Origin of the sequence: Advenella mimigardefordensis DPN7, from assembly GCF_000521505.1 — a bacterium.
GTDB lineage: Bacteria > Pseudomonadota > Gammaproteobacteria > Burkholderiales > Burkholderiaceae_B > Advenella > Advenella mimigardefordensis.
This window is the reverse complement of the sequence record NZ_CP003915.1, coordinates 3,261,609-3,282,057: the sequence shown is the minus strand read 5'-3', so window position 1 is coordinate 3,282,057 and position 20,449 is coordinate 3,261,609. Positions and strand designations below refer to the sequence as shown.

23 protein-coding genes are annotated in these 20,449 nt (G+C 55.0%); 12 read left to right on the top strand and 11 right to left on the bottom strand.

What is annotated here, in order from left to right:
* Positions 1-51: 51 nt before the first annotated feature.
* From MIM_RS15100 to MIM_RS15080, 4 genes are all read right to left on the bottom strand, one after another.
* Positions 52-1,122, bottom strand: coding sequence for a pentapeptide repeat-containing protein (locus tag MIM_RS15100; RefSeq protein ID WP_025373595.1), 1,071 nt, complete (start codon positions 1,120-1,122; stop codon positions 52-54).
* Positions 1,119-3,878, bottom strand: a complete 2,760-nt coding sequence (locus MIM_RS22215) for a DUF2169 family type VI secretion system accessory protein (RefSeq protein ID WP_025373594.1) — start codon at positions 3,876-3,878, stop codon at positions 1,119-1,121. The genes MIM_RS15100 and MIM_RS22215 overlap by 4 nt, the downstream gene beginning before the upstream one ends.
* Positions 3,879-3,907: 29 nt before the next feature.
* A complete protein-coding gene (locus MIM_RS15085) occupies positions 3,908-4,558 on the bottom strand; it encodes a DUF3540 domain-containing protein (RefSeq protein ID WP_025373593.1) in 651 nt (216 codons plus the stop codon).
* 79 nt (positions 4,559-4,637) lie between these two features.
* Entirely contained in the window at positions 4,638-5,192 is a 555-nt protein-coding gene (locus MIM_RS15080) for a hypothetical protein (RefSeq protein ID WP_025373592.1), read from the bottom strand.
* A gap of 338 nt (positions 5,193-5,530) precedes the next feature.
* Between MIM_RS15080 and MIM_RS15075 the strand changes: the two genes are divergently transcribed.
* From MIM_RS15075 to MIM_RS15060, 4 genes are all read left to right on the top strand, one after another.
* Positions 5,531-5,884, top strand: a complete 354-nt coding sequence (locus tag MIM_RS15075) for a DUF1428 domain-containing protein (protein WP_025373591.1) — start codon at positions 5,531-5,533, stop codon at positions 5,882-5,884.
* A gap of 263 nt (positions 5,885-6,147) precedes the next feature.
* Positions 6,148-6,435: a hypothetical protein gene (locus MIM_RS15070; protein ID WP_025373590.1), complete on the top strand. Its 288-nt coding sequence runs from the start codon at positions 6,148-6,150 to the stop codon at positions 6,433-6,435.
* 14 nt (positions 6,436-6,449) lie between these two features.
* Entirely contained in the window at positions 6,450-6,677 is a 228-nt protein-coding gene (locus MIM_RS15065; RefSeq protein ID WP_025373589.1) for a hypothetical protein, read from the top strand.
* A gap of 90 nt (positions 6,678-6,767) precedes the next feature.
* Complete coding sequence (locus MIM_RS15060; protein ID WP_042070391.1) at positions 6,768-7,127, top strand: VOC family protein; 360 nt, start codon at positions 6,768-6,770, stop codon at positions 7,125-7,127.
* A 146-nt stretch (positions 7,128-7,273) separates the two neighbouring features.
* Here MIM_RS15060 and rnhA read toward each other — a convergent pair whose 3' ends face one another.
* The gene (gene rnhA / locus MIM_RS15050) at positions 7,274-7,738 is read right to left on the bottom strand and encodes a ribonuclease HI (RefSeq protein WP_025373587.1); all 465 of its coding nucleotides are present in this window, start codon (positions 7,736-7,738) and stop codon (positions 7,274-7,276) included.
* The gene (locus MIM_RS15045; RefSeq protein WP_025373586.1) at positions 7,731-8,519 is read right to left on the bottom strand and encodes a class I SAM-dependent methyltransferase; all 789 of its coding nucleotides are present in this window, start codon (positions 8,517-8,519) and stop codon (positions 7,731-7,733) included. The genes rnhA and MIM_RS15045 overlap by 8 nt, the downstream gene beginning before the upstream one ends.
* Positions 8,520-8,565: 46 nt before the next feature.
* On the opposite strand from MIM_RS15045, the gene gloB reads away from it, so the two are divergent.
* The 6 genes from gloB (at position 8,566) to MIM_RS15015 (ending at position 14,910) form a co-directional block, all read left to right on the top strand.
* Positions 8,566-9,342 (top strand): hydroxyacylglutathione hydrolase, encoded by a 777-nt coding sequence (gene gloB, locus MIM_RS15040; RefSeq protein WP_025373585.1) that lies wholly within the window; start codon positions 8,566-8,568, stop codon positions 9,340-9,342.
* Between the two features lie 10 nt (positions 9,343-9,352).
* Positions 9,353-11,104: a lytic transglycosylase gene (locus MIM_RS15035; protein WP_025373584.1), complete on the top strand. Its 1,752-nt coding sequence runs from the start codon at positions 9,353-9,355 to the stop codon at positions 11,102-11,104.
* 103 nt (positions 11,105-11,207) lie between these two features.
* Positions 11,208-11,990, top strand: a complete 783-nt coding sequence (gene fabI, locus MIM_RS15030; protein WP_025373583.1) for an enoyl-ACP reductase FabI — start codon at positions 11,208-11,210, stop codon at positions 11,988-11,990.
* A gap of 12 nt (positions 11,991-12,002) precedes the next feature.
* A complete protein-coding gene (gene dnaQ, locus MIM_RS15025; protein WP_025373582.1) occupies positions 12,003-12,725 on the top strand; it encodes a DNA polymerase III subunit epsilon in 723 nt (240 codons plus the stop codon).
* A 148-nt stretch (positions 12,726-12,873) separates the two neighbouring features.
* Positions 12,874-14,025 (top strand): glycosyltransferase family 2 protein, encoded by a 1,152-nt coding sequence (locus MIM_RS15020; RefSeq protein ID WP_245592754.1) that lies wholly within the window; start codon positions 12,874-12,876, stop codon positions 14,023-14,025.
* Positions 14,026-14,097: 72 nt separating this feature from the next.
* Complete coding sequence (locus tag MIM_RS15015) at positions 14,098-14,910, top strand: ChbG/HpnK family deacetylase (RefSeq protein ID WP_025373580.1); 813 nt, start codon at positions 14,098-14,100, stop codon at positions 14,908-14,910.
* Between the two features lie 10 nt (positions 14,911-14,920).
* Here MIM_RS15015 and MIM_RS15010 read toward each other — a convergent pair whose 3' ends face one another.
* Entirely contained in the window at positions 14,921-15,478 is a 558-nt protein-coding gene (locus MIM_RS15010) for a GNAT family N-acetyltransferase (protein WP_025373579.1), read from the bottom strand.
* Between the two features lie 274 nt (positions 15,479-15,752).
* Here MIM_RS15010 and MIM_RS15005 point away from each other — a divergent pair, with 274 nt between their 5' ends.
* A complete protein-coding gene (locus tag MIM_RS15005) occupies positions 15,753-16,106 on the top strand; it encodes a TIGR01244 family sulfur transferase (RefSeq protein ID WP_025373578.1) in 354 nt (117 codons plus the stop codon).
* A gap of 11 nt (positions 16,107-16,117) precedes the next feature.
* On the top strand, positions 16,118-16,585 hold the full coding sequence (locus tag MIM_RS15000) for a universal stress protein (protein WP_025373577.1): 468 nt from the start codon (positions 16,118-16,120) through the stop codon (positions 16,583-16,585).
* A 128-nt stretch (positions 16,586-16,713) separates the two neighbouring features.
* On the opposite strand, the gene MIM_RS14995 is transcribed toward MIM_RS15000, so the two are convergent.
* The 4 genes from MIM_RS14995 to MIM_RS14985 form a co-directional block, all read right to left on the bottom strand.
* Positions 16,714-18,036 (bottom strand): sensor histidine kinase, encoded by a 1,323-nt coding sequence (locus MIM_RS14995; protein WP_025373576.1) that lies wholly within the window; start codon positions 18,034-18,036, stop codon positions 16,714-16,716.
* Positions 18,033-18,728, bottom strand: coding sequence for a response regulator transcription factor (locus MIM_RS14990; RefSeq protein ID WP_025373575.1), 696 nt, complete (start codon positions 18,726-18,728; stop codon positions 18,033-18,035). The genes MIM_RS14995 and MIM_RS14990 overlap by 4 nt, the downstream gene beginning before the upstream one ends.
* A 178-nt stretch (positions 18,729-18,906) precedes the next feature.
* Positions 18,907-19,032, bottom strand: a complete 126-nt coding sequence (locus MIM_RS22940; protein WP_144084655.1) for an MFS transporter small subunit — start codon at positions 19,030-19,032, stop codon at positions 18,907-18,909.
* 14 nt (positions 19,033-19,046) lie between these two features.
* Complete coding sequence (locus tag MIM_RS14985; RefSeq protein ID WP_025373574.1) at positions 19,047-20,447, bottom strand: L-lactate MFS transporter; 1,401 nt, start codon at positions 20,445-20,447, stop codon at positions 19,047-19,049.
* Positions 20,448-20,449 lie beyond the last annotated feature (2 nt).

Below are 20,449 nucleotides of genomic sequence, written 5' to 3'. Positions count from 1 at the left end.
CCTGGCTGCGAGGCGTTGCTTCCTGTCACTCAGACGATCAACGCGGGATGGTCATCGGGACCTTGCCTGTTGCGTCCATAGCTCGGCCTCATGCAGGTAATCTCGTTGCGGCAAAGCGCCAGGTTTGCGTAGCAATGCGCCGTCGGAAACCAGGGCCCGATGAAATAGCGTGTCACGCAGTGTGACTGATTCAAACTGAGTATGGCGCAGATTGGCTCGGGAAAAATCGGCCCGGGTCAGATCCGAACGGTTCCACCGGGCGTTTTCACAATTAGCTTCATGCAGGATGCTTTCTGTCATATTACAGTCTGTGAAGTGGGCGTCGGTGGCCACGGCCTGTATCCACATGCTTTGCGATAGCTGGGTGTCCGAAAACCGGACTGACGGCGCGTCTGACTCGATGAATATGGCATTGGTGCAATCGCATGCGCTGAATAGGGCGTTGTTCAGCTGACTTTCCTGGAAATTGCATCCGGCAAGGTAACAGTCCTGGAAAATGGCCTGCTTCAAATCGCTCTTGACGAAAGGACAGTGCTGAAACGTCAGTCCGGTGAAACGTTGCCCGGCGAGCAGGGTTTCGTTCATAACGGTTTTTTCGAAATAGCAATCATCGAACCGTGTCTGTCTCAGGTCGTTGCGGAAAAAGACGCTGATTTCAAACGTACTACCGACAAAATCGGTCTGCGTCAGATCGGTTTCGAAAAAAGTCGTTTTTTTGCATTCCGTTTGCGACAGAATGGCGGCGCTCAGGTTCGTCTGGCCGAAGGTGCAGCTATCCAGGATTGCTTCTGAGAAAAGCGCTTTTGCCAGTTGGCTTTCGACAATGGAACATTCCCTGAGCGAGGCATGGGAGAAACGGCTTGCGGTTAGCTCACATCCCGAAAACAGGCAACGCAGCAAGTCTGCGCGTTCAAAAACGCTGCTGTCAAAGCGGCAGTTGGTGAAAACGATGTTATCCAGGCGCGATCCGCTAAAGTCGGCTCCGGTGAAATCGACCTTTTCGAAAACGCGACCCGACAGCTCTGTGTTTCCAAGGGAAAGACCGGCAAAATTTTTTTCCTGTATCGGCTCGTAACTATCAAGGCAGTCAAAGAACTGTTGGCGGGTCGAGGGCGAAATCATGGGCGTGCGCCATCCTGTTGTGCGAATGGTTCCCGGTATAGCGGATAGCGCTTGGTATGCTCGGTGTAGATATTTTCGATCAAGGTTGTGTTATCCATGCGTACTTCGGAAATGTCGGCTGTACAAAAGTTCGCATAACGCAGATCCGCACCGCGCAAATCCGCCTTGGTCAAAATAGCGGAGGTGAAGTCGGCCTGATTAAAAAGACTATCGCGAAGATTGGCGGATTTGAGCACGCAATGATGCATATCTGCGCCCGTGAAGTCGGCGTAGCGCAGATCGGCCAGTGTCAGGTCGCAGTACTGCAGGCGAGCCTTCTGAGCCTGGATGCCGTGCAGGACGGTGCCCTTGAAGCTGCAGCCTTTTAGTCTGGTTTCCCGGAATGCGCAGTGCCGAATGTTCAGCTTGTATATGAACGATACGCCATCAAGCCGCGCTTGCGAAAAGTTAATGGTGTCCATATCGCAGGCAACAAATCCGGCGCTTTTCTGCTGCGATTGTTCGAAATTCACATTGACCAGTGTCGTTTGCTGGAAGATAGTCTGTGAGAATTTTGCCTGATAAAAGCTGCTATTTTCAAAGTGGCACTGCACGAAAACAGTTTTGTCGGCGCTGGATGCATCAAAGCGGCATGCCGAGAATCGCGCATGCGTATTGTTCAGGATATCCTGCCACCGGGTTTGCCGGAAATCGCAACGGGAAAATTCGGTTTTGTGCAAAATGACATTTTTCAGTCTGGAGCCGGAGAAATTGCTTCTTTCAACCTGGGTTTCGCCCAGGTTAGTGCCGTTCAATTCGCAATCGGTAAAGCTTGCGTCCTGGATAGAGGCTCTGCTGAGGATGACATTTGTAAGATTGCAACGCCGAAAGACAGCACCGGTCAGATCGGCGCCGGATAAGTCCGAACCCGAGATGTCTGCATCGACAAATTCCAGGTTTGACAGATTTGCGCCGGCAAGATTCATGTCCTGCATGGACTGTCCTTCAGCATAACGTTGTTGTGCTTCGGACCGTTTTTTGTCAGCGACATGGCTGTCGACAATGATTTTTCCGCCGATCAGGTGCGCCGAATACAGATTGATTTTCCCCAGTTGCTTGCGTGATTGCTCCCGCTGCTGCTTCATGTCTTTCAGTTTTGTCGTCGTATTATCCGGGTCTCCGTGTTGCTGTGACCATTTTTCCCAGTCGGCTTCGAGCTTTTCCTGCTGTTTCGTTAATTCTCCGAAAGCATCCTGCATTTGTTGACGATCGGCCGGGGCGGGCGAATCAATGTGCCTGCCGATCTCTTCAATCTGCGCGGCGTCCAGTGCGGGCGCAGCCCCTTCGGCGTCCTTCGATCCGGTGTGTTGCGGGTCGACGGCATTCAGTTCCGACAATTGTTGGCGCGCGCTCTGTTTTTGCGCTTCCAATTGTGCCATCGCATCGGCCTTGAGTTTTTGCATCCGTTCGTGCAATTCGGGCATATGCTCCGGATCTGCGGGAAAGGGCGGACCGACAAACTCGGGAACCAGCGCATTGAGCTCATCGCGTTCGCTGTCCGGAAGGCTCGTGCCATGTTTATTCAGAAAGGCACGGATCTGCGCTCTTTTGCGCTGCTCGAATTTATGCGCGTTGTCCAGGAATGGGCTTTGCAACTGGGGCTTGGTATCCAGCCAGTCTCCCATGATGGATTTGGGAATCAGGTCACGATCACGCAAGGTATACAGGGCGCCCGTTTCCATGTCGTTGCGCTGATCAAAAATCTGTCGGTAATAGGACTTGGTTTTTGGCTGGTCCGGCAGTTCCATGGCCGGCAGTATGGCCAACGCGTCTTCCGCGTAGGACTGTGCAACGGGCAACGCGCCATGATACATCAGAATAGCGTGCCGGATATTCGGCAAGAACCATACTGTGGTCGGCCTCAGGTCGACCTCCAGGAATGCTTCGTGTTCCGGTTCTCTGGCACTGGACATTTGCTGCAATACGAAGCATCTCGCCTTCCAGTCAGGCAGGATGCCGCTCCAGCAATGCTGTTCGGGATGCATATTCCATATGCGAAACGATGCGCCTAAAGGCAAGCTATCGCGGTCTGGCCAGCGTTGATCGGGTTCGGCTGCGTTGAACAGCCGAGGGTCCATATCGGGGAAGAATGCGTTCATGTCGTTTTGCATCCATTCCTGGCTGAACGTGCCTACCTGCGAGTAACGGCGTGGGCGTGTCAAAAGGACCGGGCCGAAAGAGGCAGGAAGTATTGCCTGATCCTGTCGATGCATGGTACTGGCGGGCGCCTCTACGTTGGGTAAGCGCCGCACCCAGCTGCCATTGATCCACTCCCGATCGCGACCCTTGCCGGCCGGGTTTTCGGCGAAATCCGCACCCCCGTATGCATGGCTCCAGCTGACAGGCATTTCATCGAATGCCTGGGGTGAGGTCATGGTACCGTTCAGCCAGTAGCGCTCGCCGGAAACCAGCAAACTTTTTTCCAGTTTGTCTACCTGTACCCGTACCGCGCAACGCGTTTTATCCTGCTGATGTGCGGTATAGGCGTTGCCGCTGACAAGAAACTCCGGTACAGGTTTTGGCAGAACGAGATCCAGAATACCTTCGCAATCCATGTCCTGCAAAAGATGAGTGGTCAGCTCGGCATCGGGTACGAGTTTCGGGGATTCGCCATTGAAATCCACCAGCGCATATACGACGACACCCAGATAGCTTTTTTCCTGTAACCCGAATGGGCGGGTTAAGACGCCCAGTCGTAGAGGTTTGACTGTTTTCATTATTGCTTATCGAACCACGTACGTGGGGATCAACTCATGTGAATCTGATCGCCGTTGATTTTCATGACTTCCTGTGCGGTCAGGGTGGTATAGCCACCATGTACCCGGGTCAGTTTCTCTGCTTCGTAGTCGATGGTCTGTGCCCTGACGTGATCGACTTCCTTGACATGTCGGAAACAAAGCCGCGCCACGCTTTTGAAGCTGTCCGACATCAGTCCGATCACATTCGAGAAAAAGTCTGTGCTGCCGACGACGGCGTCGAGTTTTTTTCCCAGATAGTTCATCTGGCCTATCTTCATGATGGCCGAATCGTTTTCCTGCTCATGGCTTGGAGCAGTCAGCTTGACCGCCTGATCACTGTGGATATGGGTCAGCTTTGCTGAATGCACGCTCACGGCGCCCGCTTCGCTGCGGATCGCCATATCCCCGGTTACCGAGAGTGTGACGGTCGTGTTTTCAGGGCGGGCAATGATGGCAAGCAAGAAAACGCGATCGCGATCCGGACCGCTGATCAGGACTTCATCTCCGATTTGCGGTTCGACCAGACAACTGAGCGCCCGGGTGCAATGCCAGTTGGCACCGTCGCAGTGTACCGTACAAATGCCATTATCAATACTGAGGACCTGGCCCACGAGCTGTATCGGATCGTAGGCCGGTAGTTGAGGGCGGGTCACCAGCATTCATTGACTCCTGTACGGGTAAGTGGATAATGCCGTCTATTGTCGCAAAGCATTACGACATCGATATGACAATTTGATTTCACGCTGCTGCTTGTTGTTGTTCTTCACGAATGAATCGGGACAGAAAGCCCCAGTCCTGTTGCGAGGACTGCGGATCCAGTCCCAGTCGCAATTCGCGTCCGTCGTCCAGAAATAGCACCGGCACCGCCTTGCCCGCCTGCAGATCACGCAAGTGTAGTGCGGAAACGGGTTCGGTGATTTTGTATTGTCGATGCGGCGCTTGCGGGTCGGACAAGCTCAGGCGCAATACCGGCTTGCTGTTAATGACATGATGCGTGTCCTCTATGCTAACCAATAGCAAGCTGCGCATTTCGCTGTTTTTCAGGATACGGGTGTTGCGCGTATTGTTCAACTGCAGGGCGCGGTGCGATACGCGTAATCCCAGACCAAACAAAAGCGCTGCCACTACAAGCGGCGCGCATAGGAGCAGGATGGGCGCGTAAACGGATTCCCCTGGATGGACGAGAACCGGATACATGCTGAGCAGGGAAAACGGGATCGCTGCAAAACCCAGCCAGATCATTCTGCTGGCGCGATGCTGTAAACGTTCGATATGCGGTCTTTCGTCTGTCATGTTTATTTTCGGGTCAGCCAATCCTCGGGTGAGGTGTCTCGCACGAGTAGGGCAGTTTTTTCAGTCTAGAAATAACCCACTCAAATGACATCATAAAGACAATACCGATTTTTTACATTTTGCAAGATTTTGGGGCTCGGGCGGGTCAGGGGACGGTGTGTCCGTGCATGACCCGAGCCGTGGTAACCCCGTGTACCCTGGGATGCCGGACGTTATGACAACTGTCGTATTTCTCCCCTGATGTTGTCGTATCAGCCTATGTTCAGCCTAACGGTTTATCCGCATACTGTGGTTGTAGACGACAGCGTCTGTCGCTCACATACCAAGGGAGAATACACATGAAATATGTCGATGGTTTTGTTGCTGCGGTGCCGAACGCCAAACGTGAGGAATATATTAAACATGCCACCATGGCTGCGGAGATTTTCAAGGAGCTGGGTGCATTGAGTGTAGTCGAGTGCTGGGGAGACGAGGTGCCAGAGGGCAAGCTCACTTCCTTTCCCATGGCGGTGCAATGCAAGCCCGATGAAACAGTGGTGTTTGCGTGGATTACCTGGCCTTCCAAAGAGGTACACGATGTGGGCATGAAGAAGATGATGGAAGATCCACGGATGCAGCCTGACGCCAATCCTGCGCCGTTCGATGGCAAGCGCATGATATACGGCGGGTTCATTCCGGTGCTGAGTGTATAGGGTTGTCTGAAGTGCAGGTGGGGTGCTCGCTACATCGTCACCCAGCATACCTGCCGTGCGCAAGGCTTCGGTCCGGTGCAACGTAGACAGGCGCCGACACAGTGCGCTTGCGCTGGCGTCGGTTTTCTGCCTGCATTCGCTGCCGATATGTGACAGCGTGGCAGGGAGCCTATAAAATACCAGATACTTAATCCTGCCTGGTGTCTGCGATTCCAGCTTTTGCTGATCACGCAGTGCATTCGGTTACTTTGTCTGGATATTGCATGATGAGAAAAACCCTGTTGTTGCTTGCCGGCACATGCTCGCTGCTGGCTGCATGTGCCGTTCCGCCGGTGGTCGCGCCGTTGTCCGATTCACAGTTGGAGGCGATGAGCTGCAAGCAGATCGGACGCGAAAGCGATAAGCTAAACCTGATTGTTGATCAATTGCGCGGCAGTGACGCCCTATTCGGACCGGATGAGAGCCAGAAGCAGTCCTCCATCTCTGCAGCGCAGTTTCGCCTGCAGCAATTACGAACACAAAGCGTTAAAAAGCTTTGCACTTTCGGTTGAACCACAGGATCGTTATGTTTAAAAATACGGCAGGTCGCGTGATCTGCATCATCGGGCTGGGGCTGATCGCCGCCTGCTCAACCGGTACCGATCATTCAAAAAATGCGGAATGCGGGCGTCTTAACTCACGCATCATGATGGCGCCGGCACCCGGCGCAGGGGACAATTTCCTCTCCCGCAACAGTGCCGACCAGCGCGCCGACGCACATCGGGAAAGAGCGCGTCGCATGGGTTGCGACTGATCGGTAAAGCGTGCCTGACCAGGCCCGGGTAGCCGGCCAACTTTATTGCAGGGTGTGACACGCATGCCCTGATAAACAGGAGTGCAGGATATGAACCCTCAGGACAAAAACGGGAAGCTCGACTATATTGAGTTTACCGTCAGCGACATCGCCCGTTCATGCTCGTTTTATGCCGACGCTTTTGGCTGGACCTTCAAGGACTATGGCCCTCATTACAGCGAATTCACCGACGGCCGTTTCACGGGTGGCTTCGCCCAGGGCGAGCCCATCAGCCCCGGCGGCCCCCTGGTCATACTATATGCGGATGATCTGGCGCAAATGCAGGCACGTATCGAGCGCGCCGGAGGCCGGATTGTTAAACCCGTGTTCGCGTTTCCTGGCGGGCGGCGTTTTCATTTTGCCGACCCGGATGGTCATGAGCTTGCCGTTTGGTCGGATCAGGCGGAGTAAGATCAATTGGAGTGAGCCTGACCTGAGTGAGACTAACCGGGGAGAGACTAACCGGGGAGAGACTAACCGGGGAGAGACTAACCGGGGAGAGACTAACCGGGAGAGGCCGGCCGCCGTGAGACCTGCCCGGCATCGGGCCCTCTGCCTTAAACCTGCGCCGCGGGTTTCTGTTTCCGAACCAGCTCCACGCCCTGGTTGGCCAGTTGGTCAGCCCGCTCGTTACCGGGGTCACCGGCATGGCCTTTGACCCACTTCCAGGTGACATCGTGCCGGGCAATCTGTTCATTGAGCAATAGCCACAGGTCGACGTTTTTGACCGGCTTTTTATCGGCCGTCTTCCAGTTGCGCGCCTGCCAGCCTGTCATCCATTCACAGATGCCCTTCTGAACGTATTGCGAGTCCACATGCAGGGTGACATTGCAACTGCGTTTCAATGCCCGCAACGCTTCTACGACGGCCATCATTTCCATACGATTGTTGGTGGTTTGCGCCTCGCCGCCGAAAAGGGTTTTTTCATGCGGGCCCTGGCGTAACAGTACGCCCCAGCCGCCGGGGCCGGGGTTGCCTTTGCAGGCGCCGTCTGTCCAGATATTGACTTGTGGTTTATCCATGTGGTTCTTTAAAAAGCTGACGTACTTCGCGACGGGATATGGCGGCTTCGCCGCGGGCGAATTTTTTCTTCTTCTTGCCTTTCCAGGAGGGGCCGATCAGTGTGATGCCATGGGTGCGTTTGACCGCAGCCAGCAGGTACACGGCGCCGGCCACGGGCCACCATCGATCACCCGCCTTGTTCATGAAGTCCCACCGGTTCAGCCACCGCTCCGTATTGCAGGCGGGAGTGTAACAGCCAAAGTAGCCCCGGTCTACCTCAAATGAGAGCAATTTCATCCAGTCCTTCAGGCGGGTGACCGATACCTGGCGTGATGCGGCCACGGGCATCCATGGCTTGCGCAGGGGCATGCGCGAGCGCAGCCCCCACAGGCTCCAGGGGTTGAAGCCCGAGATAATCAGGCGGCCTTCGTGGACCAATACTCTTTCTGCTTCCCGCAACACCACGTGCGGATTATCCGCGCATTCCAGAATATGGGGCAGAATGAGCAAATCGATGGAATTGGAAGCCAGCGGCAGGGCGTCCAGCTGCGCCTGGACAAAATGCGTGTTGGGATAGTGGAGGCAATTTTTAAAGCGGTCATCTGTCAGAATGATTTTGGTGCGCATTCTGTTATGATGCAAAAAATTCCAGTCAGGCAGCCCGACCTGGACCGCGTTGAATCCGAAAGAGTCGGCCACGATCTGATCGAATTTTGATGATTCCCACTGTATGACGCGCTGTCCCGGGTCCGTATTGAACCAATCTGCCAGATTGATAATTCGCGAATGGATTTGTTTCACTGATTCCTCGGTATAAATGCGGCACCTTAAGTAAAGTGACTATCTGATGACTACAAAAATCTGGCCGATCAGCGCGTTCAGCGACAATTATATCTGGGCAATTGTACAGGCTGATCAGGCGACTGTCGTTGATCCGGGTGATGCGGCTCCGGTGCTGGCATACCTGCGCGATCAAGGGTTAACCCTGAGAAATATTCTCCTCACTCACCACCACGCCGATCATGTCGGCGGCGTAGCCGAGCTGGTTCAGCAGACCGGAGCGACGGTTTATGGCCCGCCGGGGCCCGCCATTCCCTGTCGCAATGTAACACTCAGGGAAGGGGATCACGTCAATCTGAATATATTAGGGCAGTTTACTGTTTTGGAAGTTCCCGGGCATACGCTGGATCATATTGCCTACTTTGGGCAGGTTGATGGGCGAAATGTGCTGTTTTGCGGCGATACCCTGTTCGCGACAGGCTGCGGCAGACTATTTGAAGGAAATTCTAGACAAATGCAACAAAGCCTTGATAAATTTAGAAAATTGCCTCACAATACGTCCGTCTACTGTGCTCACGAATACACCTTGGGGAATATCCGCTGGGCACGCACCGTCGATCCGCACAACCCTGATCTGGAGCAATGGCAGCGCGAAGCAGAAACATTGCGCACCAGCAATCAGGCTACCGTTCCAACATCGCTGGAACACGAACTCAAAACCAATCCTTTCATGCGAACGGATGAACCGGTTGTTATTAGCGCAGCCGAACAGCATATTGGTCATGCTCTGGCCCACCCAGAGAATGTACTTGAAGTATTACGTGAGTGGAAAAACCATTTCTGAGACAGACTATATGAAATTAGTACGATTTTTTCTGGTGGGTTGTGTTGTCGCGCTGACCGGTTGCGCCTCATCCGGGGGCAAATACAGCGATAAGGTCAGTTACCATGGCCCGAATCGCGATGTCTGGGATCGCGTACGCAAGGGCTTCGATATGCCCCCCCTGCAGGATGAAAAAGTCGCTTATTGGACCAACTACTACGCTGCCCGCCCGGGTTCTGTCCAAACCATGGCTTCCCGCTCGGGCAAGTACATTTACCACATTACGAAAGAGCTTGAAAAACGCAATATGCCTACCGAACTGGCGCTGCTGCCATTCGTTGAGAGCGCCTATAACGCTCAGGCATTGTCCCGTTCCCGGGCGGCAGGTTTGTGGCAGTTTATTCCCAGCACCGGCACCCATTACAATCTGAAGCAGGACTGGTGGAAAGACGATAGGCGCGATCCGGTCGAGTCCACCCGCGCCGCGCTCGATTATCTGTCCTATTTGTATACATTCCAGGGCAATGACTGGCACTTGGCACTGGCCTCCTACAACTGGGGCGAGGGTGCCGTGCAGCGCGCCCGTGCACGTTCCAGTGGTGGCGGGTATCTGGATCTGAGAATGCCGTCCGAGACACGCAATTATGTGCCCAAGCTCATGGCCATTCGCAATATCGTGGCGAATCCGGCCAAGTACGGTATTACACTGCCTGCGATTCCGGACAAACCTTATTTTGAGCAAGTAAAGCGTTCCAAGGATATTGACGTTGCTGTCATGGCGCGCCTGGCAGGCATCTCTGTGGCCGATTTCAAGGAGCTGAACCCGTCGTTCAACCGACCGACGCTGCTGGCTTCGCACGATCCTAATATTCTGTTGCCGGTGTCGGCAGTCAAAACGTACAAAAAGAATCTGGCTAACTATTCGGGTCCGCTGGCAACCTATAAAGGCTATCAGCCGGCTCCTGGTGAGTCGCTCGCGGCCATTGCCCAGGCGCATGGCATTTCGCTGAGCAAACTCAAATCGCTGAACGGCTATTCGTCCCGCCAGAGCGTTGCACTCTCTTCACGTACACTCATGCTGCCGGTGCAGCGTGACTTCGACACCGATTCGATTGTCCCTCGCGGTCTGCCGCCAACGGCGCCTGACGGCAACCGACGTGATTCTGACAGCATGCTGGCAGACAATAGTCCGCCGCCCGTTTCACCTGCTGCTGTCACGCCTGTGATCGAGCCACGCGCTTACGCTGGCAATGCGCCGACGTCGACCCTACGCCAGACCTCCGGTGCTGCGCTGGAGTCGCGTCAGGTTGCAAGCAATACACGTAGTTCTTCTGGGGCGACCCCGCGTGCAGTGGTGTGGGACACAGGAGGCAATCAGCCGGCGCCGCGTAATGCGCCTGCGGCAGGCGATGATCCGCTGGCCGCGCTGGTTGCCCAGAACGAGGTTCGTACGCCGCCTGTCAATCGTGAATCGGTACGTTACGTTGCCCAGACCGCGCCCACAGGCTATCAGGGTGCCGTACGCCCGGCTACCGCAACGGTGCGTGCACCTGCGATGGCTCAGCAGGCTGCACCGGCAGTACGTGCGGCAGCCTATCAGCCTCGTGCGGCTTCGGCAACACGTCCGCCCGAGCATTTTGTAACTCAGGGCGAAACCCTGTACTCACTGGCTAAACGCTATGGCACCACGGTTGATGATCTGAAGGCACTGAATAATATCGGTGCCGAAGGTCTCAAAGCAGGTTTGCGCCTGCGTCTGCCAGGTACGGCGATCCGCGGTTAATGGCGACAGGTCAACGCTAAATCTTCCGGAAACACTGCGCAATGCCTTTGCATTGCGCATTTTTTTTATAATGGCCGTCATTGAAAAACAATTAGGACAGCAAATGGGCTTTCTTGCAAATAAACGAATCCTGGTCACGGGCGTCATTTCGAACCGTTCAATCGCCTACGGCATTGCTGCCGCATGCAAGGCACAGGGGGCTGAACTGGCGTTTACCTACGTGGGAGACCGTTTCAAGGACCGCGTAACCGAATTTGCCGCTGATTTTGGCAGCAATATTGTGATTCCCTGTGATGTCGCTGAAGATGCGCAGATTGACGCCACGTTTGAGCAGCTGGCGCAACATTGGGACGGGCTCGACGGGCTGGTGCACTCTATCGGCTTTGCACCTCGTGAAGCGATTGCGGGCAACTTCCTGGACGGGCTGTCCCGTGAAAACTTCCGCATTGCCCATGATATTTCAGTGTACAGCTTTCCTGCCCTGGCCAAGGCAGCGTTGCCTTTGCTCAAGGCACGCCAGGGCTCAGTGCTGACGCTGACCTATCTGGGTGCGGAAAAGGTCGTGCCTAACTACAATACCATGGGTCTGGCCAAAGCCTCACTGGAAGCCAGTGTTCGCTATCTGGCCACGGCACTGGGCGCCGAAGGCATGCGTGCTAACGGTATTTCTGCCGGCCCGATCAAAACACTGGCTGCCAGCGGCATCAAGGATTTTTCTTCTATCCTTAATTTTGTTTCGGCCCATGCACCGCTCAAACGCAACGTGACTATTGAAGATGTGGGCAATACGGCAGCATTTTTGCTGTCCGACCTGGCTGCCGGTATTACAGGTGAAATTGTGCATGTGGACGCAGGGTTCTCTACCATTGTCCCGGGCATGGCGTAAGGATTGCAGGCAATGCGACAAATTATTCTCGATACGGAAACCACCGGCTTTGATCCGGCCGAAGGCGACCGGATCGTCGAACTCGGGTGTGTGGAACTGATCGACCGTCAGTTCACCGGGAATAATCTGCATATTTATTTCAATCCTGACAGGGAAAGCTCGCCCGGCGCGCTTGAAGTGCACGGGCTGACCACTGAATTTCTGTCCCAGTTCAATCGCTTTGAAGATGAAGCAGCGCGTATTTTTGAATACCTGAAAGGGACAGAAATTTACATTCATAATGCCGCGTTTGACGTCAAGTTCATGAATGCGGAGTTTGCCCGGGTGGGCATGCCACCGCTGGATCAGAGTGCGGCGGCAATTCACGATACCCTGGCCATGGCGCGGGAACAGTACCCGGGCAAGCGCAACAGTCTGGATATGTTGTGCGAGCGGCTGGGTGTTTCCAACGCGCACCGGACCCTGCACGGCGCCTTGCTGGATGCCGAGCTGCTGGCTGAAGTCTGGCTGGCGATGACCCGTGGCCAGTTTGGCCTGGTCATGGAACACAGCGATCAGCCGCGCCAGGAGGCAGGCCAGCCGGCGGTGGCAACGTTTGATGCCAGTATTCTGAGGGTCGAAGTGGCCACAGAGGCGGAGATTGCTGAGCACGCCGCTTATCTGGATGGGCTGGATCAGGCTGCCGGTGGTCTCAGTTTATGGCGCAAGCTCACCAACCCTCCGCCTGCCGCCTGATGGGCACCCGCCACTCGCTGGCAAGGTGTCGATAGGGCATTGCCTTTTTTTGCCTGGCACCGACTGTTGTTGCGCTGCCAATAGCACGCCTGGCAATTTCACGGAAATTTAACGTCCCCGGTCCTATAGTTTGGTTTTCTGCGCTTTAATGACCAAAATGACCGTGTATTCCAGACACCGAGAGATGCGGCAATGCCCGCAAGAGAGCCATAGCGACGTGCGGGCGGCCGCCGGCGACGTACCTGTGGCGCCGGTCGCTATGCCGCGCGTGCGCAAGGCCACAGAGGCGTCGGTCAGTTGTGTTATCCCGGCCCTGAACGAGGCGCGTAGCCTGCGCATCCTGCTGCCCATGTTGATCGTGTTGCTGCATGATGCATTTGCATGTCTGGAGATCATTGTTGTAGATGACGGTAGCAGCGATGATACGCCGGAGTTCATGAGCGAGTTTTGCCGGCGCGACGCTCGCGTGCGCTATCTGCAATTGTCACGCAATTTCGGCAAAGAGGCCGCGTTGAGCGCGGGGCTGGAGCTGGCAATGGGCCAGGTCGTTGTCACGATGGATGCCGACTTGCAGCATCCCCCTGCACTCATTGCCCGTATGGTTGCGCATTGGGAGCAGGGCATAGATATGGTTTATGCAGTACGTGAAGCGCGTGACGATGAGCGGCTGCTCAAGCGCATAGGCACACGCTTATTCTATTTTCTGATGAAAGGCACCGGCAAGGTCAGGATCCAGCCCGATGCCTGCGATTTTCGTTTGCTTGATCGTAAGGTCGTGCAGGCGCTGTGTCAGTTGCCTGAACGTACGCGCTTTATGAAAGGGCTGTATGCGTGGGTGGGTTTCCGCACGCAAGCGGTGTATTACCAGCCGGATGAACGGCGCTTCGGTGCATCCAGTTTCAGTTTGTTCCGTCTGATCGGTCATGGCCTGCAGGGCCTGACGGCATTCACCACCTGGCCGTTACGCGTAGCCATGTTCGGCGGTATGCTGCTGGCCGGTCTGGCACTGTTATACGGTTTGTATGTTGTCTTCGAATATTTGATGATTGGCAACCCGGTGCGTGGCTATTCCACACTGATCGTGGCTCAGAGTTTTCTGGCGGGTATTATTCTGATCTCGGTTGGGATGGTGGGCGAATATGTGGCGCATATCTACGAAGAAGTAAAACGTCGACCACTGTTTATTGTGAGCCGGCAAATGGGCCAGGGTCTGGTTCAGGGTTCGCCACGCGTGTTCAATGCAGATCTGCATCCTGTAGACAGGGATTCCACACCAGGACATCTGTCCGACGGTTTATGATAGGGGTATTGTCTGGTAGAAGGTGTATCAGCAATGGCTTATCTGAAATAACCAACCGGGACAGAATGCGATATGGCACACAAGAAAAAACAGCTTACCCTCTGCGTTGATGATTTCGGTTTGAATGAGTACGTCAATCAGGCTGTCTTTCAACTGGCTGCCGCGCACCGGATCAGTGCCACCAGTTGCCTGACGCAGGCGGATGCGTGGGCAGCAGGCGCGCACCAGTTGCGCGGCCTGGATATTGACATCGGCTTGCATATTAATTTCACCGAGCAACTGGGACAGGATACTCATTTTCACCAGCCCCTGTCGCGCCTGATGGTGAGTGCATGGCTGCGCCGGCTGAAGCCGGCCATTTTAGTGCGCTCCATTGAACGCCAATGCGATCTGTTTGAAAAGCATATGAAACGCGAGCCGGATTTTTTTGACGGTCATCAGCATGTTCACCAGTTTCCGCAAATCCGTGACGCGCTGATGGATGTGCTGATTCGGCGTTACGATTGTGATGATTTCTGGGTGCGCTCTACGGCGATGCGCAATGCTTCGCTGGCCCGGGGCTTGCAATGGAAGGCGCGGCTGATCGCGCTGCTGGGCAGTAGTGCGCTGCGTCGACGCCTGCAGCGTATTGATTTTCCCTATAACGACGATTTTGCCGGTATCTACGCGCTGGCTGGTGGCAGCGCCCGTTTCGAGCAGCATATGCGGGAGTGGCTGGCCGAAGCCGGAGAGCGGATTGTCATTATGTGCCATCCGGCAGATGGTGTCGATCCGAAAGATAGTATTGGCGAGCAGCGGGCGGCGGAATTCGCGTTCCTCAAAAGCGATGCCTTTGGGCAATTGCTCACCGCGCAGGCCACTCGGCTGGCACGCTATCCAACCTGAGTGCCGAACGCTAGGGCGCGAGCGGGCTTGTGTCCGTGTTATCGGGTAGCGTCTGGGCGCCGCCTGACAGGGCGCGCTGCATCATGACCGTATCAACCCACTGGCCGTGTTTGAAGCCGGTCGCGCGCAGCGTACCAATCATTTCAAAGCCGGCCTTGCGGTGTACCGCTATGGACCCGGCATTGGCGCTATTGCCGATCACGGCGATCATCTGGCGCCAGGGGCCCGCCTCGCAGAGTCGGATCAATTCAGCCAGCAATTGGGATCCTGCACCCATGCGTCCGAGATCATGGCGCAGATAAATGGCATTCTCAACTGTATAGCGATAGGCTATGCGTGGTCGAAACGAAGATGCGTATGCATAGCCGATAACCTCGCCGTCTTTTTCCGCAACGATATAGGGATAACCCTGTGCGGTGATCTGGGTAAAACGCTCAAGCATTTGGTTTTGATCTGGTACGGTTTCTTCAAAAGTCGCAATGCCGTGCAGTACATGCCAGGCATAAATTTGCGCGACGGCAGACATGTCCTGAGCGGTTGCCGGACGAACGCGGAAGAAATCAGTCATTTACTGTTTTAAATCAGATCGTGGTGAAATTACTGATGCTATTTTATAGATATTGGGTTAAATTTGTATCAGATGCTGCGTTAAACTGGCATAAAATCATTTCGGGCCGCTGTCCTATTTCGCTCCTTTGCTGCACGCTATTTCAGCTGTGATCAGGTGGCAAATGGCAGTTCAGGCAATCTTCAATCATGATGCCCTGGCATCAAACTGTCGGAGCTGGTTTCTGTTCGCTGTATATCCAGCCGCGTTTCTGCCCGACACTCTGTGAGGACATATGTCAACACCCATTACCCCGTTAAGTGACACGCTGGCGGTCGCGCCTCAGCTGGGCGCTGAAGATATGGCCGCTGTCAAGGCAGCGGGCTATCGCAGTGTCATTATCAACCGTCCCGATTATGAAGGTGGTGACTCGCAGCCGGCTTCGGCCGATGTGATCAAAGCCGGTGAGCAGGCTGGTCTGACGGTGGTTTATCAGCCTGTCGTCAGTGGCGCCATTACACCCGATGACGTCAGGGCTTTTCGCCAATATCTTGACACCTTACCCGCACCGGTGCTGGCATACTGCCGCTCGGGTACGCGGTGCACGCATTTATATAATGCGGCTAAACAGGAAACATCGCAGTCTTAAGGAGTCCCACTATGTTCAATAAAATTCTTCTCCCTATCGACGGTTCGGACATTTCTGCGCGGGCAGCCAATTCAGGCATTTGCTTTGCACGGCAGAACAGCGCCGAGGTGATCGCCATCAATGTGACGCAACCCTTTTCAACATTGATCGGTTTTGACGGCATGGCCGCTTCCTACGCCATCTCTGATGGTGACTATGAAGAGGCTGCGCGCAAGGAGGCCGAGTCTTATCTGAAGCCGGTGCTGGATCGAGCCCAGACTGCAAATGTAAAAGCAACCTCGCTCATCATTTCCAATTACAGTGTTGCTGACGGTATTGTCGAAGCAGCCAAGGAAAATGGCTGCGATCTTATTTATATCGCCAGCCACGGTCGCAGCGGGCTATCCCGCCTGCTGCTCGGTAGCGTGACAACCAAAGTGCTGTCGCTGGCCCATACATCGGTATTGGTGTATCGGCTGAAAGAGCAAAGCGGCAGTTAATCGGGCGTTTTGTTTTTCGCCCGTTTTTAGCCGTTTTCAACATGGCGATTCGCCCGCAGGCAGGCCTGAGGCGAATTTGCATGGTATGGCAACAGGGTATGGCCGTGGCGTCAATACGGTCAGCCCGCTTATGATACCTGCAATATAAAGCGCGTCATGGACGCACCCGGCTGAGTGGACGATTCGGCGCGGATGGTCCAGTGTTCCAGTTCACAAATGTGTTGCACAATAGCCAGGCCCAACCCGCGGCGCTGCGGTGCCTCCGCAAGGAGGCTGTCGTCTTCTGCAGGCTGTGTATCACGTGTGTGCCCACTATAATAACGTTCAAAAATTCGGGGCAGATCGGCCTGGGCAATACCCTTGCCATTATCTTCGAAATACAGTCGTGTGCCCGACAGATAGACCGTCAGGGTCGTGGCATCTGCATGTTCCAGGGCGTTGCGAATCAGGTTGCGCATAATCATCTGCATCGCATAGCGATTAACCGTCATGACTTCGCCCGGCAGCAACTGGTTGACCAGTTGCAAGTTGATCAGCTCATCATCACCGGTGCTGGTGCTCCAGGCATTTTCAAGGCAATCGTGCAGGTTGACCGGCTCAGGGTTTTGCCGCGCCTGTGTTTTCAGATGAACGGTACTCTCCAGTGTGTCGGTAATCAGATCCACATTGCTGATGGTACGCTTTAATCGCATGCGGGTTTCGTCAAGTATCTGGGCGTCTTCCAGCGCCAGTTCGGCATCGGTGCGAATCGTGGTAAGTGGTGTACGTATTTCATGATTCAGATTGGCAGAAAACTCCTTTTCCTGCGCAATGGATTTTTCCACCTGGCTTTGCATTCGGTTGAACGCTTCGATCAGGCGACCCACTTCGTCATTTCGGCTGGGTGAGAGGTTTGATGCGCCGGGCGCCCACGTGGACAGGGTCTGGGTCAGGCTTTGTACCGGATCGGTAATGCGCCTGGAGACACTGCGCGCCAGAAAATACGATAGGCCGATGCAGAGCAGGCCTGCCATAATGACGATGAGGGCAAAGTCATGCACGCGGCGCTCATTGAGGGTTGCGTCGTAAAGCAGGACCGTTTTGCCTTCATCCCGCATAAAAACCAGTACGTGCCAGGTATCGTCGCCCGGATGCATGAAGTGTGCACCAACGTCCAGGTTGCGCAACATGGGTGGCAACTGGTTCTCGTCTCCGGGCGTGGCAATGTCCCAGCGTCGGATAGGCTGGTTCAGACTTTCCTGCACGCCGGCACCGGTGGGATTGGCCTGATGGGTGTCCAGCGCAACAATGCGGTCCCTTTCAGCCAGCAGGGTGGAGTCCACCAGATTGTCTTCCATACTGTCGAACGCCCAGAGCGACAGGATGCACAGGACCACGACAAAAAGCGTGACGGCGCCGGTCAGTGCCAGCGCCATGCGTTGCGTTAAGGACAATGAGCCGCGGCTTTTCATGTTGGTTCTTCCGCTTTGCCAAGACGCCATCCGGTGCCATGGACCGTTTCAATGACATCACAATCGTGTTCGGCCAGCGCCTTGCGCAGCAAATGAATCTGACTGCGCAGGGCGTCCGAGGATTTCGGATCATCGGCCCACAACAGACTCTCGAAGCGCTCTTTGGTAATGACTTCACCGGGATGCTGCACGAAGGTACTCAGAATGTCGTAGGATTTGCGCGTCAGATGTATCGGCAGGCCCTTGATGGAAACAATGTGCGAACGCGTATCGATCTCGATCTGGCCCCAGCGTCGCACCGGATTGGCGACATTGCCGGTGGCGCGCTTGATGAGTGCATTCACCCGCGCCTCCAGCTCACTCAGGGAAAACGGTTTGGTCAGATAATCATCGGTGCCCAGGGAAAAACCGGTGAGTTTGTCCTGCAGATCATCGCGTGCGGTGAGAATAACCACCGGGGTGCTGAGCATGGCCTGGTTACGGATGTATTGCAGCACGTCAAAGCCGTTTTTGCCGGGTAGTCCGAGATCCAGCACAACCGCGTCAAAGACATACTGACCAAGCAGGGAAATAGCGGCATTGCCTTCATAGGCGACATCCACCATATAGTTTTTCTTTTCCAGGTAGCTGCAGATATTGGCCGCAATACTGATGTCGTCTTCGACCAGAAGGACGCGCTTGTGAGTGCTCATGAGGGTTCCTTGAACAAAGGCCGGGCGCGATACGCCTCAAGCTGTGCTCACATTATAGAAAAACGCCGCAACAAGCAGTGCTTTTTTGCGGCGTTACGGAGCAATTGACGGCGGTGGCCAGATATGCCCGGGCGGCCAGCGTATGCACGCCGCCGGGGGTCCGGTTACCGTCAGGTGATTATTTGAACAAGGCTGCGGCAGTAATGATGGTGTTGGAGACACCCCATACCAGCGGGATGCCAACCAGCAGCCAGAAAGCCACGATCAGCGCGACCGGGGTTTTTCGTTGAGTCGTATTTTCCATTTATGCACTCCCTGTTATTTGGCGCCAGCCGCAATCGGCTCGGCAGCAATGTTTTCTGCCGACATATGATGCTCGGCACTGACCGGACGGATCATCATATTGCAGATGAAACCGATGACCAGCAACCCGGCCATCACGTACATGGTGTAGATATACACGTCGGAACGCGGGATGCCCATTTGCAGCTGATAATCACGAATGTAATTGACCAGCACCGGACCGAAAATACCTGCAGCCGACCAGGCTGTCAGCAGGCGGCCATGGATGCCACCCACATAACGTGTGCCGAAAAGGTCGGCCAGATAGGCGGGCACTGTGGAGAAGCCGCCGCCATACATGGACAGGATCACCAGATAGAACAGCACAAAAAGGGTCACGTGGCCCGCTGTGCCCATGCCCGGCACCAGCAGATACAGAATCGTGCCCAGAACAAAGAAGGTGCCGTAGGTCACCTTACGACCGATATAGTCCGAGACGGTTGACCACAGGAAGCGTCCGCTCATATTGGCCAGTGACAACAAGCCCACAAAGCCGGCCGCCGCCGCTGCCGTGATCATGCCCTGGAAGCTCTCCTGAATCATGAGTGATGCCTGGCCAAGTACACCGATACCGGCGGTCACGTTCAGGCACAGCGCCCACCACAGAAGCCAGAACTGAGGGGTCTTGATCGCGCGGTCAATGTGTACGTGATTGCGGGAGATCATGGCATTTTGCTGTACCGGCGGTGTCCAGCCTTCAGGCTTCCAGTCTGCAGGCGGAATACGTACGGCGAGCGCGCCTATGCACATGTAGATAAAGTACACGATACCCAGTACCAGAAAGGTCTCGGTTACCCCCATGGAGGTTTCGGACTTGAAGGCGTTCATCAGTTTAAGTGACAGCGGCGAGGCGATCATGGCGCCGCCGCCAAAACCCATAATGGCCATGCCGGTGGCCATGCCGCGTCTGTCGGGAAACCATTTAATCAGTGTCGAGACAGGCGAGACATAGCCCACGCCCAGGCCGATGCCGCCCAGGACGCCATAGCCGAAATAGACCATCCATAACTGATGCAGTTGCAGGCCCAGCGCGGCTACCATAAAGCCACCACCGAAGCAGCAGGCAGCGGTGAACATCGCTTTACGTGGGCCTACTTCTTCCAGCCACTTGCCGGCAAAGGCAGCAGACAGGCCGAGAAAAACAATGGCAATACTGAAAATCCAGCCCAACTGCGGAATGGTCCAGTCATCTGGCGCCGATTCGGAAATACCCAGCAACTGGGTCATTGGTTTATTGAATACGGAAAAGGCATAGGCCTGTCCGATACATAGATGGATGGCTAATGCCGCAGGCGGAACCATCCACCTATTAAAACCAGGACCGGCTGTGATCCGCTCCTTACTGAAGAATCCGCCACGGGTAACGGCTTGATTCATAA

Excerpts from the sequence above, each read along its gene's own strand:
- MIM_RS15100 (WP_025373595.1), bottom strand. The coding sequence starts at position 1,122 with ATGATTTCGCCCTCGACCCGCCAACAGTTCTTTGACTGCCTTGATAGT.
- MIM_RS22215 (WP_025373594.1), bottom strand. The coding sequence starts at position 3,878 with ATGAAAACAGTCAAACCTCTACGACTGGGCGTCTTAACCCGCCCATTC.
- MIM_RS15085 (WP_025373593.1), bottom strand. The coding sequence starts at position 4,558 with ATGCTGGTGACCCGCCCTCAACTACCGGCCTACGATCCGATACAGCTC.
- MIM_RS15080 (WP_025373592.1), bottom strand. The coding sequence starts at position 5,192 with ATGACAGACGAAAGACCGCATATCGAACGTTTACAGCATCGCGCCAGC.
- MIM_RS15075 (WP_025373591.1), top strand. The coding sequence starts at position 5,531 with ATGAAATATGTCGATGGTTTTGTTGCTGCGGTGCCGAACGCCAAACGT.
- MIM_RS15070 (WP_025373590.1), top strand. The coding sequence starts at position 6,148 with ATGATGAGAAAAACCCTGTTGTTGCTTGCCGGCACATGCTCGCTGCTG.
- MIM_RS15065 (WP_025373589.1), top strand. The coding sequence starts at position 6,450 with ATGTTTAAAAATACGGCAGGTCGCGTGATCTGCATCATCGGGCTGGGG.
- MIM_RS15060 (WP_042070391.1), top strand. The coding sequence starts at position 6,768 with ATGAACCCTCAGGACAAAAACGGGAAGCTCGACTATATTGAGTTTACC.
- rnhA (WP_025373587.1), bottom strand. The coding sequence starts at position 7,738 with ATGGATAAACCACAAGTCAATATCTGGACAGACGGCGCCTGCAAAGGC.
- gloB (WP_025373585.1), top strand. The coding sequence starts at position 8,566 with ATGACTACAAAAATCTGGCCGATCAGCGCGTTCAGCGACAATTATATC.
- MIM_RS15035 (WP_025373584.1), top strand. The coding sequence starts at position 9,353 with ATGAAATTAGTACGATTTTTTCTGGTGGGTTGTGTTGTCGCGCTGACC.
- fabI (WP_025373583.1), top strand. The coding sequence starts at position 11,208 with ATGGGCTTTCTTGCAAATAAACGAATCCTGGTCACGGGCGTCATTTCG.
- dnaQ (WP_025373582.1), top strand. The coding sequence starts at position 12,003 with ATGCGACAAATTATTCTCGATACGGAAACCACCGGCTTTGATCCGGCC.
- MIM_RS15020 (WP_245592754.1), top strand. The coding sequence starts at position 12,874 with ATGACCAAAATGACCGTGTATTCCAGACACCGAGAGATGCGGCAATGC.
- MIM_RS15015 (WP_025373580.1), top strand. The coding sequence starts at position 14,098 with ATGGCACACAAGAAAAAACAGCTTACCCTCTGCGTTGATGATTTCGGT.
- MIM_RS15010 (WP_025373579.1), bottom strand. The coding sequence starts at position 15,478 with ATGACTGATTTCTTCCGCGTTCGTCCGGCAACCGCTCAGGACATGTCT.
- MIM_RS15005 (WP_025373578.1), top strand. The coding sequence starts at position 15,753 with ATGTCAACACCCATTACCCCGTTAAGTGACACGCTGGCGGTCGCGCCT.
- MIM_RS15000 (WP_025373577.1), top strand. The coding sequence starts at position 16,118 with ATGTTCAATAAAATTCTTCTCCCTATCGACGGTTCGGACATTTCTGCG.
- MIM_RS14995 (WP_025373576.1), bottom strand. The coding sequence starts at position 18,036 with ATGAAAAGCCGCGGCTCATTGTCCTTAACGCAACGCATGGCGCTGGCA.
- MIM_RS14990 (WP_025373575.1), bottom strand. The coding sequence starts at position 18,728 with ATGAGCACTCACAAGCGCGTCCTTCTGGTCGAAGACGACATCAGTATT.
- MIM_RS22940 (WP_144084655.1), bottom strand. The coding sequence starts at position 19,032 with ATGGAAAATACGACTCAACGAAAAACCCCGGTCGCGCTGATCGTGGCT.
- MIM_RS14985 (WP_025373574.1), bottom strand. The coding sequence starts at position 20,447 with ATGAATCAAGCCGTTACCCGTGGCGGATTCTTCAGTAAGGAGCGGATC.